This window comes from Pseudoalteromonas sp. MMG013, from assembly GCF_018100885.1.
In the GTDB taxonomy this organism is placed as follows: domain Bacteria; phylum Pseudomonadota; class Gammaproteobacteria; order Enterobacterales; family Alteromonadaceae; genus Pseudoalteromonas; species Pseudoalteromonas aurantia.
In genome coordinates this window covers 39,736-51,297 of record NZ_JAGJEE010000019.1, presented here as the reverse complement: position 1 = coordinate 51,297, position 11,562 = coordinate 39,736, and the positions used below count along the sequence as shown (strand labels likewise).

At 40.3% G+C, this 11,562-nt stretch carries 7 protein-coding genes and 4 tRNA genes; 8 read left to right on the top strand and 3 right to left on the bottom strand.

Going from position 1 to position 11,562, the window contains the following annotated elements; genetic code table 11:
- The first annotated feature begins 431 nt into the window (after positions 1 to 431).
- Positions 432 to 1,022, top strand: a complete 591-nt coding sequence (locus J8L98_RS16405; protein ID WP_210997318.1) for a porin family protein — start codon at positions 432 to 434, stop codon at positions 1,020 to 1,022.
- A 70-nt stretch (positions 1,023 to 1,092) separates the two neighbouring features.
- On the opposite strand, the gene J8L98_RS16400 is transcribed toward J8L98_RS16405, so the two are convergent.
- The 3 genes from J8L98_RS16400 to J8L98_RS16390 all read right to left on the bottom strand — a co-directional run bounded on the left by J8L98_RS16400 (position 1,093) and on the right by J8L98_RS16390 (position 6,781).
- Positions 1,093 to 3,174: a tetratricopeptide repeat protein gene (locus tag J8L98_RS16400; protein WP_210997317.1), complete on the bottom strand. Its 2,082-nt coding sequence runs from the start codon at positions 3,172 to 3,174 to the stop codon at positions 1,093 to 1,095.
- A 221-nt stretch (positions 3,175 to 3,395) separates the two neighbouring features.
- Positions 3,396 to 5,405, bottom strand: a complete 2,010-nt coding sequence (gene uvrB, locus J8L98_RS16395) for an excinuclease ABC subunit UvrB (RefSeq protein WP_210997316.1) — start codon at positions 5,403 to 5,405, stop codon at positions 3,396 to 3,398.
- On the bottom strand, positions 5,402 to 6,781 hold the full coding sequence (locus J8L98_RS16390; protein ID WP_210997315.1) for an MATE family efflux transporter: 1,380 nt from the start codon (positions 6,779 to 6,781) through the stop codon (positions 5,402 to 5,404). The genes uvrB and J8L98_RS16390 overlap by 4 nt, the downstream gene beginning before the upstream one ends.
- A 1,008-nt stretch (positions 6,782 to 7,789) precedes the next feature.
- Between J8L98_RS16390 and J8L98_RS16385 the strand changes: the two genes are divergently transcribed.
- The 7 genes from J8L98_RS16385 (at position 7,790) to rsxB (ending at position 11,562) form a co-directional block, all read left to right on the top strand.
- Positions 7,790 to 7,866: transfer RNA gene (locus J8L98_RS16385), tRNA-Asn, on the top strand.
- Positions 7,867 to 7,885: 19 nt separating this feature from the next.
- Positions 7,886 to 7,962, top strand: a tRNA-Asn gene (locus J8L98_RS16380).
- A 20-nt stretch (positions 7,963 to 7,982) separates the two neighbouring features.
- Positions 7,983 to 8,059 (top strand) — tRNA-Asn (locus J8L98_RS16375).
- Positions 8,060 to 8,081: 22 nt separating this feature from the next.
- Positions 8,082 to 8,158: transfer RNA gene (locus J8L98_RS16370), tRNA-Asn, on the top strand.
- Between the two features lie 119 nt (positions 8,159 to 8,277).
- Entirely contained in the window at positions 8,278 to 10,221 is a 1,944-nt protein-coding gene (locus tag J8L98_RS16365; protein WP_210997314.1) for a GGDEF domain-containing protein, read from the top strand.
- Positions 10,222 to 10,423: 202 nt separating this feature from the next.
- Entirely contained in the window at positions 10,424 to 11,005 is a 582-nt protein-coding gene (gene rsxA, locus J8L98_RS16360) for an electron transport complex subunit RsxA (RefSeq protein WP_210997313.1), read from the top strand.
- 2 nt (positions 11,006 to 11,007) lie between these two features.
- A complete protein-coding gene (gene rsxB, locus J8L98_RS16355) occupies positions 11,008 to 11,562 on the top strand; it encodes an electron transport complex subunit RsxB (RefSeq protein WP_192508149.1) in 555 nt (184 codons plus the stop codon).

The window sequence follows — 11,562 nt, the reverse complement described above, 5'->3', positions numbered from 1 at the left end:
ACTGATACAGCATTTACAGTCCTAGGGCTAGATACTATTACTGCCTTACTGGTAGATACAGACAAGCTCAGCAGCCTTCTGGTCTATCATGTCGTGTCAGGAGAAGCTGATGCCGCCGCCGCGATGAACTTAACTGAAACACTCATCGAAACAGTCACTAATATCACAAACCAAAATGTTTATATCTCCAACGGTGTAATACACTTTATAGATACTGTTATCACTGGTACTCAGTAAAAAGTGCGTTAACCCTTACCTTTGTTGCGCTCTGGCTCACAGCTAGGGGGGCTGACACACTTAAAAGCATGTTATTTAATCACTCTTTTACAGATTTTCACACTCTCCCTACATCAACTAACACGCTTCCAACAGACTCTCACAGAAGAACTTTATAACATAAGTACCAAGTTAAACATTCAGGAACGGAAACGATGAAAACACTCTCTTTAATCTCACTATTAACCGCTTTGGCTTTTAACACTCAAGCAGCTCAAAATGATGAACAACATCGTGTTGGGGTACAAGTTTCTGGCGGTGGTGCATCCTATAAAAGCTCTAGCCAAGATGGTGATGGAGTAGGACAAGTATATGCTTATTATAATTACCAATTAGACTCAACGTGGGCGCTTGAGGCTGGTATCAGTACAGGCTCTGAAGCCGATGATTGGACGTGTAAAGAGCTTACCAATAGTAAATTTGTCTGCGACCGTAATGATGAATTGTTGTTTAATCTCAATGCCAACAAAGTAGATTACTCGAACTTTGTTGCCGCTGGTAAAGGTCAATATCAGCTAACCGAGAACAATTATATTTACGGAAAATTAGGCGCTCAGTTTTATAACTATGAAATCGCCAGAGGTAATAACAAACTCGTTGATGAAGATGGCGTAGGGCTATTTGCTGAGGCCGGTTGGCAATATGACTGGGACAATGGCGTCGCCGTAAATGTCGCTTGGCAATACATTGACATGGGTGATTTAGATGTAAACACTTTAGGTGCCGGCATCAGTTATCGATTCTAATTTAACGATATACATTAAGAAACGCCTACTGGCGTTTCTTACTCACCTCAATACCAAATAATAAAATAGCTTATTTGGGTAACAATACAACAAATTTAACACCACCAAGTTCACTATGCTCAGCATAAATACGACCGTCATGGGCAAGGACTATTTGCTGGCAAATTGATAACCCAAGACCTGATCCCCCTAAATCTCGACTCCTTGACTCTTCACAGCGGTACAGCCGTTCAAATACTCGGACCAAGTCTTCATCGCTTAAACCTGGCGCTGAATCCTCAACCGTTATTCTGATCCCACTATGATTTTCATACATTGCCAAACGAGTTTCGCCACCTTTATTCGTATACGCCAAACTATTATTTAACAAATTAATGATGACCTGTTTAATACGTTCTGCGTCGACCCCAATTGTGACATTATCTTGGCTGTTCACAGCCAGCCCTTGAGGTTTTTCATTATAACGAGGGATAAAATCTTGATGAACATCTTCAATAAGCTCATTGATTGAAAATACATCTTTATCTAGGCGTAGCGTATTATTGTCATACTGTGCAGAACGGTATATATCCGCTATCAAGTTATCCAATTGCGAAATTTTACTATGCACTTTGATATACGCACGCTCAATATTCGGTTCTAAGTTAAACTGCAATACTTCAATAGAGAGTTTTAATGCCGTTAAAGGTGTTCTTAGCTCATGAGAAACATCGGCCAATAGTCGGTTTTTTTGCTCTAAATTATCAGCTAATAATTTAGCTTTAACATCAAACAAACGCTGTTTTTGTTTTTGTCGCGTAAAAATAAGGCAGAGTACGCCAAACAATAACAAAAGCAGTAAAATCACAATCCCGCGCTGTAGCTCTAAATTTGCCAGACTTGCTTTTTGCAGTGCTTGCTCTTTTTGTAAAATTGACAATTCCTGATCTTGGCGAATGACCTCAACACTTTTCTTCATCCGCTCAGTTTGCTGTTTATCTAGATGTTCAAAAAGCTGCTGCTGAACCTCTTGGTAATCTTTGTGGCTTTTAATCGCACGCACCAGTTCATTTTGTTTTTCATACAACTCAGCTTGTAACTTATATAACTGACTCTGATAAATACGACTGATACCGGGTAGTGCCAGCATTTCTGCTATTTGAGTGAGTGCATTACTGCTTTGCTTTTGTGCAATCGCGATTTCAATAAGTATCATTCGTACTGAGCGCTCTGTCCTTTTTGCCTGCGCAGAGAGAGCCAGTTCAAGTGCTTCATTAGCTGAGGCTTTCGCCTGAGGCAATTCCCCCATCGCCATGTAAATGCTGGCTAATATACTCAGCTGCCAACTTATATCACTTGGTACATTCAGTTTACGCACCAATGCTAAACCCTGTTCGACGTGTGACTTTGCCACATCCAATTTATTGAGCGCCATATTGACTTGAGCAAGTTTGCTATAACTATTGGCGATATGAATGGGGTTACCTAAAGATTGATCAACCACTAAGGCTTGGCTAAAGTGAGACAATGCCAACGGCAATTTATTTAAATCCCTGTAAATTTCTCCAATATTATATAATGAGTCTGAAATACCCTGTTGGTTACCCAACTGCTGTTGCAGCCTTAATGATTGTTCATGATGCTCAAGAGATAATGCTAAATTTCCAATGTAATCATAAATCACCCCTATTTGATTATGGAAACTGGCTTGCTTTAATTTATTGCGTAATTCATTTGCCATATCTAAAGCACGCGACGTATAACTTAATGCTTGTTGGTAGTCTGCTTGATAACGATATATCCTACCCAAATTAGCAAATAAATCGGCTTTTAATTCTGGCTCATTTTTATTCTCAATAAGTGCCATCGCTTCCGTTAAATACGCTAGGCTTTGTTGCGAGTTACTCGTAGATTGATTCACAACCGCTAATAAAAACGCCGTTTTAGCACGAAATATAGGATAGTTTTCGGCATCATATTTTGCGTAAAGAACGAGCCCATTCGCTTTTGCTTCATCTAATAAACCCAGCTTAATTTGTGCTGAAATCTCTATATTTTTATATGAAAACCAAACCTCTTGATTAATTGGTAAAGACGAGTTATTCAGTGAGTAGAGCTTAGTTGAAACTTCTTTTAAAGCAGCGGTGGGGTTATGTGCCAGTAAATTTTGCATGCTTTTTAATTCTTGCACACATAAAGCGGCGCTACTCATGCAAAGTAACGCACCGATTATCATGTACTGAAATAAAAAGCTAAGTCTCATATGAAGGTAATATACTGCATGTAGATTATTAATCTTTGCAAATTACAAAGTCCAAGTAAAGGTTAGACTGTAATCATGGAGTAAGTATGAATATACCCAATTAATAGTCATAACACGTACTACCTCAATGACTAAACACGCATTAATTGCTGTTGCAACTCATGAATTTTATCTCGAACTCGGGCCGCTTTTTCAAACTCAAGTTCACGCGCATGATGCATCATTTGTGTTTCCAGTTCACTAATATTATGTGCGAGCTGCTTCGCATCCAAAGTGCCACCTGAACGATTTCCATCGTGCGTTGCCGAGTTTACAGATGACTGATCCGTTATCTCCTCTCCCACATCCATCACATCAATGATCTTTTTCACTAGCCCCTGTGGCTCAATGCCATGCTTTTCGTTATAGGCTTGCTGTATTTCACGGCGGCGCTCAGTTTCATCAATGGCTTTTCGCATTGACTTGGTGACTTTATCTCCATAGAGGATTGCTTTTCCATTTAGATGGCGAGCTGCACGGCCTATTGTTTGAATTAAGGCCCGTGCCGAGCGTAAGAAACCTTCTTTATCAGCATCAAGTATCGCTACAAGAGAAACCTCTGGCATATCTAGGCCTTCTCTTAGCAGATTGATACCAACCAACACATCAAACACCCCTTTACGCAAGTCTCGGATGATCTCCATTCGTTCAACCGTGTCTATATCTGAATGTAAATAACGCACTTTTACATCGTGGTCGCTTAAGTAATCGGTTAAATCTTCAGACATACGTTTGGTTAATGTGGTCACCAATACACGCTCTTGCTTTGCGACTCGTATATAAATTTCCGACAATAAGTCATCTACCTGTGTACCAACAGGACGTACTTCAAGCAGCGGATCTAATAGCCCCGTAGGTCTGATAACTTGCTCTGCGACATCGCCATTAGAGCGTTCTAATTCAAAGTCACCTGGGGTCGCCGACACATAAATCGTTTGTGGTGCAATTGATTCAAATTCATCAAACTTTAATGGCCTATTGTCCATTGCCGAAGGCAATCTAAATCCATACTCAACCAGATTTTCTTTGCGGCTTCTATCCCCCTTATACATCGCGCCAATTTGAGATACTGTCACGTGAGACTCATCAATGATCATTAACGCATTGTCTGGCAAGTAATCGAGTAAAGTAGGAGGTGCCTCACCCGGGTTTCTGCCTGAAAGATAACGGCTATAGTTTTCAATGCCAGAGCAATATCCAAGCTCGGTCATCATTTCAATATCATATTGCGTACGTTGAGCCACACGTTGCTCTTCCACTAACTTATGGTTAGATATTAATTGCTCTCGCCGTATTTTCAATTCATCTTTGATGTTGTCTATCGCCCCAAGGATTTTCTCTCTTGGTGTAACATAGTGAGTTTTTGGGTAAATAGTGGCTCTAACGAGATGCTTCTCAACAGCGCCAGTAAGGGGATCGAAAATACTTAAACGTTCAATTTCATCGTCAAACATCTCAACCCGCACCGCATATGTATCTGACTCAGCGGGGAAAATATCAATCACCTCCCCACGAACTCGGTACGTGCCTCGACTAAAGTCGATATCATTACGTGTATATTGTAATTCAGCCAAGCGCCTTAACATATCGCGCTGGTTGATACTTTCACCTACTTTTAACAACAGCATCATTTTCATATATGAGTCAGGATCTCCCAAGCCATATATCGCAGACACGGAAGCAACAATGATTGTATCGCTGCGCTCTAGTAATGCTTTAGTCGCTGATAAGCGCATTTGTTCAATATGTTCATTTATCGAGGCATCTTTTTCAATAAAAGTATCGCTGGCGACAACATACGCTTCCGGCTGATAATAGTCGTAATACGAGACAAAGTATTCCACGGAGTTTTTGGGGAAAAACTCTTTCATCTCGCCGTACAACTGAGCCGCTAGAGTTTTATTATGCGCCATGATAATAGTTGGCCGATTCAAATTGCTAATAATGTTGGCCATCGTAAAAGTTTTACCCGTCCCTGTTGCTCCTAACAAAGTTTGGTGCGCCAGTCCAGATTCCAACCCCTCACATAATTGGGCTATTGCACTTGGTTGGTCGCCATTTGGGGTGAACTCAGATACCAATTCAAACACGTCATCACTCATGATGTTGACCTCTCTATAGATGCTCGATGCATACGCTCCAGACTGCGACAGAACCACTGATAAGACACGATAGCAGTCAATAAGTTACCAAACGCAGCGCCAATAAATAACCCTTGTAGCCCCCAAAAGTGCGAACCAACAAATGCCAATGGTACATAAAAAACAAACAAACGAACAACACTCAACACCAGTGCATTCATCGGTTTATGCAACGCGTTCAAAGACGAGTTCGTCAATATAATAACCCCCTGAAATCCATAGCTCAGAGGCAAAATATAAATAAACAGCTCAATTACCCGGATAACTTCAGGGTCATTACCAAAAGTGCGACTAATTAAGCTAGAGCTCGCCAATAGCACGGCATAAATTGCAAACTGAAAATACATCACAAATTTTAAACTGCTTTTATATGCTTGTTTAACTCTATCGAAGTTTTGTGCGCCATAATTTTGGCTAACAAAAGGCGGAAGTGTCATCGACAACGCTAACACAACTAAGCTCGCTATAGACTCTATACGACTACCAACGCCAAACGCAGCAACCGCTTGGGGGCCATACGAGGCAACGATAGCAGTCATTACTGCCATGGCTATGGGCGTCAACATATTTGCACCAGCTGCGGGGAAACCTATTTTAAGAATTTTTTTACTCGCACTTAACACTCCTTGTTGACCTGGATTAACACTGAGGAGACGTTTTTTAATAGCCAACAAATATAAAATAATAGCTACCGCGACAGACCATGCTATAACACTCGCAATCGCAGCGCCTTTAATACCGAGTTCAGGAAAAGGCCCTACCCCAAAAATTAAAAGAGGGTCTAATATTGCGTTTATTAGTCCTGCGAGCCCCATAATGTAGCTTGGTGTTTTTGTATCACCACTGGCCCTAAGCACCGAGTTACCAATCATGGGCGTTATTAAAAATACGCTGCCTAAAAACCAAATCGAAATATAGTCATAAATGTAAGGCATGACATCTTGGTTTGCACCCAAGCGAGAAAATATTGGTTCAATTAACAAAAAACCAATCAATGATAATAAAAAAACAAATACAGCTGACATAAGCAGTGCAACCGTTGCATCAAACCTCGCTTCTTCTATATTGCCGCTTCCTAGGGCTTTTGCAATAACGGCTGACGTGCCGATGCCGAGCCCGATTGCTAAGCTAATAACAGTAAAAGTAACGGGGAATGTAAAACTCACTGCAGCTAATTGCTCGGTCCCCAACATACTTATAAAAAAAGTATCAACTAGGTTGAACATCATCAGCGTGATCATGCCGAATATCATGGGGATGGTCATTCTCTTTAAAGTTCGTGGGATTGACCCTTCAAGAATGTCATTTACTTTGTCTGACTGCTGCACAGATGCCATACGTTTTAAGCCTCTCTTATTAAGCCAAGTATTCTAGATCATCCCCTCTTCTAAACCCAGACAATAAGCCGAATAATTACTTTATTGCCTAAAAAAACGCAAGGATCAGCTTTTCAGTGCTATTTTGCATGGAATAAGCTTTAAAAGTAGCGCTAAAGCCTTCAGATGACAATTTGCTTACAATTTCGACAAATAACGGTATTTTTTTTGCACAGAAAAATCTTCGTATGGTCACAAAAGGTTCATTCATGGCAAATAATCTTTCTTTTCCTTGGTATATATTTAACACACTGATAAATAACAATAAAAATAATTTATAAAAACTTATTGAAATGTCTACAAGGCCCTATATTCATGGCTTTGACACACTTCTTAAATATTAATAAACAATGTTATCCACAGATTCTGTGGGTAACTCTATAAACACCAATAAAATAAGGCCCTACGGCACGATCAAACATTCACCTGCACTTAGCCTTGTTTGATCTTTATACATACATTTGCTGATCTCAACCTGCCAAACAATTTTTTTATGCTATGTGGGCACACCTTACTTTCATTTCGCTCTACACAAAAAAATTATAACCATCTGTTTTGTTAGTAGAAAAAAAATTAGCTAGATAGAACTACTGAAAATGATTCATCAATTAGCACAAATGACCTGACATATTCCTATAGTATGCAAAGTTTTGTCTATCAAAATGTGAGATCTTAAGAAATAGATCGCTATAGTAAGTATAAGATCTTATTTAATTTTGTAAAAACAGAGCTTTTGTTTAAAAAAAAGACTTAATGCTTAAAATTTGTCACTTTTGTATCCCCTTGTCGCGACTTGCTTTGTATTCAATTTATAAAAAACTAAAAGTCCCCGGCGCAAATTCGCCATAAAAACCATCAAATCGAGTATAAATCCACCGAACAACACAGTTTTTTGATTTTCTCGCATTTTATTAGTTGACACCTTGCACGTGTGTCATTAATATTTCGCCCCGTTGAGAGATACACGCTTCCCCCTTAGCTCAGTTGGTTAGAGCGACGGACTGTTAATCCGCAGGTCCCCCGTTCGAGTCGGGGAGGGGGAGCCAAATTTCTTAATATAACGATTCCCCCTTAGCTCAGTTGGTTAGAGCGACGGACTGTTAATCCGCAGGTCCCCCGTTCGAGTCGGGGAGGGGGAGCCAAATCGTTATGTGATCATTGTTCCCCCTTAGCTCAGTTGGTTAGAGCGACGGACTGTTAATCCGCAGGTCCCCCGTTCGAGTCGGGGAGGGGGAGCCAATATCACAATATCTTATATAGTTCCCCCTTAGCTCAGTTGGTTAGAGCGACGGACTGTTAATCCGCAGGTCCCCCGTTCGAGTCGGGGAGGGGGAGCCAATATAACGAATCTATTAGACTTTTCCTCTTAATTGCACTACTCTACAAAAGTTTTTTGAAAACCTCTTTTGGTTACTAAAAATACAAAAATTTCTCTTCCTTAACAGATAGATAAAACAATGGCTGGTTTTAAAAAACTTATATTTTTACAATTGTCTCTGTGGTTAACATTTTCACTTATTGGCACTTTCTTTTTTGCTTCAAGCTTTGATTCTGCAGTAAGCAAAGCTCAAAGAAGTGCCCAAGTAATGGTCACGCAATATATTCAAAATAAAACGCTAGAAAACGTGACCCCTGAGCATATACGCCAAGCGCTGGCCAGTGGTAACGTATTCTCGACCTTCATTGTTCGTGATTTTAATGGTGATACGGTGTTGAATATTAATGCCCCAACTCCCCTACCTTTTCTAACAAACATTATTGAAAACAGCATCAATGCAATTCGCCCGCAGTTTTCAGTGAATATTGCCAAAGACATTAAAATTGAATTTGTGATCAATGCGCAAAGCCAAGCGCAGCTTTTACAACAAGCATTATTACTACTTTTTGTGCTGACAGCTTTGGTTGCGTTTATTCCAATAATTTACATGAAAGCAATATATAAGCGTTTGAATCGTAATGTCAGTATTACAGTGGCAAATGCCGTTGATGTTTATATAACGCAAAACCAAGTCACTGAAAGCATTGAAAATGAATTTAACACCTCAAAAATGCAAGCCCTCAGTGCCGAACTCGCTCCTTCGTTCAATCGCTTAGCACACTTTTTGAAAAGCAAACAAGAAGACATTCAAACCGCGGCGCAAAGTATAAAACAAGAAGCTTATAAAGATGTTATTACCGGGTTAGGTAATCGCAATATGTTTGTGGAATATTACGAACATCAAATTGAATCAACCAGTAAGAAAAGTTTTGGTACTTTAGCGATGATCCGCTGTAGTGAATTGCAGGTAATCAACCAAACACGAGGCTACCAAAAAGGCGATGAATACATAAAGTCGGTTTCTGATATCATAAAACACGTCAGTGGCACTTATACCGGCAGCCAAACATTCAGACTAAATAGTTCTGACTTTGCGGTTATATTACCCAATGTACCCACAAAAGAAGCGGAGCATTTTGGCGAGACTTTACAAGCAAGATTTACACAGTTCCAACAAAATCAAGAGTTAAGCTCTGTAGCGAATACTGGAATAGTGCCATACGAAACCGGCAAACCGCTTGGTGAACTCCTATCCGTTGTAGATAACGCGATGAGCATGGCGCAAAGTAAACAAGCCAATGCATGGCATATTCAGCGAGAATCAGATCTGGTTAATAATGTAGGGGCTGGATTCGGTAACCAAAACTGGCGTAAAGTTATTCACGATGTGATTGACTCAAAACGCGTAAGCTTAATGATGCAAAACATCATGCCAATTGGCAAAAATGTCAAAGCCTATGCTGAGATACAAGCTAGATTCAAAACTGAAGAAGGGCAAATGCTGCCAACAGCGTCTTTTTTAGCGATGGCTGAGAAGCTGGATATGGCCATTGAAATTGATAAATTAATTATTGACAGCTCCCTCGAGCTTATTAAATCACGTAATTTTACCGAAAAATTCTTTGGTATAAATGTAACCGCTTCAAGTGCACACAGTGATCAGTTTGTTATATGGCTTGAAAGACGTTTATTAAAAGACGCCAACATAGCATCAAAATTAGTGTTTGAAGTCAGTGAATTTGGATTACAACAAAACATTAAGGCCAGTAAGCGCTTTATTGATATGGTGCACAGAGTTGGCGCACGTATCACTGTAGAACGTTTTGGTGTTGGTTTAACCTCATTCAAATTTTTCCGAGATCTAAAACCCGACTTTATAAAAATGGATGCCAGTTACACGCGTGGTTTAGAAGAAGACAAAAACAATCAATATTTCATGAGGTTAATGGTTGACCTTGCCCACCGAATTGGGGTTAGTGTATTTGCAGAGGGTGTTGAAAGCCAAGAAGAAAAGCATATTGTCGAAACGCTTTGCTTAGATGGCGTTCAAGGGTATTACATAGAAAAACCGAAAGAAATCTAAATACCACGTTAGTCCGTATAACCAACAAGGCCAACTCTGGCCTTGTTTACTTTGAAATGAATAGACTTAACTGTCAACAAATGCGCGCAGTTCATCAAGATATCCGTTAAATGTGTTTACATTAATTATGATCTTCTCGGTTAAAATTGCTAAAATCGCGACCAAACAAAAAATACCTCAGTTTTTAGCAAAAGGGGCTGTAATGACTGAATATATTATGTTGCTTATCGGCACCGTGCTGGTAAATAACTTTGTGTTAGTGCAATTTCTTGGCTTATGTCCATTTATGGGGGTATCTGGGAAGCTCGACACCGCCGTCGGTATGTCTTTAGCGACCACATTTGTACTGACATTAGCGTCAGTAACCAGCTATTTAGTTAATCAATATATTTTGCTACCACTCGATCTTGAGTTTTTAAGAACCATGAGCTTCATTTTGGTTATTGCTGTTGTTGTGCAATTTACAGAAATGGTGGTACGTAAAACCAGCCCTACCCTATATCGATTACTGGGCATATTTTTACCCTTGATAACCACCAACTGTGCCGTGCTTGGCGTGGCGTTATTAAACATAAAAAACGATCACTCCTTTATTGAATCTGCCGTCTATGGCTTTGGTGCGGCAGTTGGGTTTTCTCTGGTATTAATTTTATTTGCCGCTCTTAGGGAACGATTAGCCGTTGCTGATGTGCCCTCACCCTTTAAGGGGGCTTCTATTGCTATGGTCACTGCTGGCCTAATGTCTCTTGCCTTTATGGGCTTTTCTGGATTAGTGAAATTATAACCATGACCTTGATGTACGCTTTAATTGCGCTTGGCTCATTAGCGCTCGTTTTTGGACTCATCTTAGGCTACGCTGCCGTAAAATACCGTGTTGAAAGTAGCCCTATTGTAGAGCAAGTCGACGCTATATTACCGCAAACACAATGTGGACAATGTGGCTACCCTGGTTGTCGCCCGTATGCAGAAGCCATTGCAAATGGTGACGAAATCAATAAATGCCCCCCAGGGGGTGATGCAACGGTCAAGAAACTTGCTGACTTAATGGGTGTCGATGCGAAACCCCTTGCTGGCGGTGAAGAAGCTGAACCCATAAAAACCGTTGCTTATATCCGAGAAGATGAATGTATTGGATGCACCAAATGTATTCAAGCATGTCCTGTGGATGCCATTGTTGGTGCCACTCGCCAAATGCACACCGTTATTGATGATGAATGTACTGGGTGTGACTTATGTGTTGAACCTTGTCCAGTTGACTGTATTGATATGCTTCCCGTCGAACAAACTAAGCAAACATGGAAATGGCAAATCAACGCCATTGCCGTGACGCAAATAGATTAA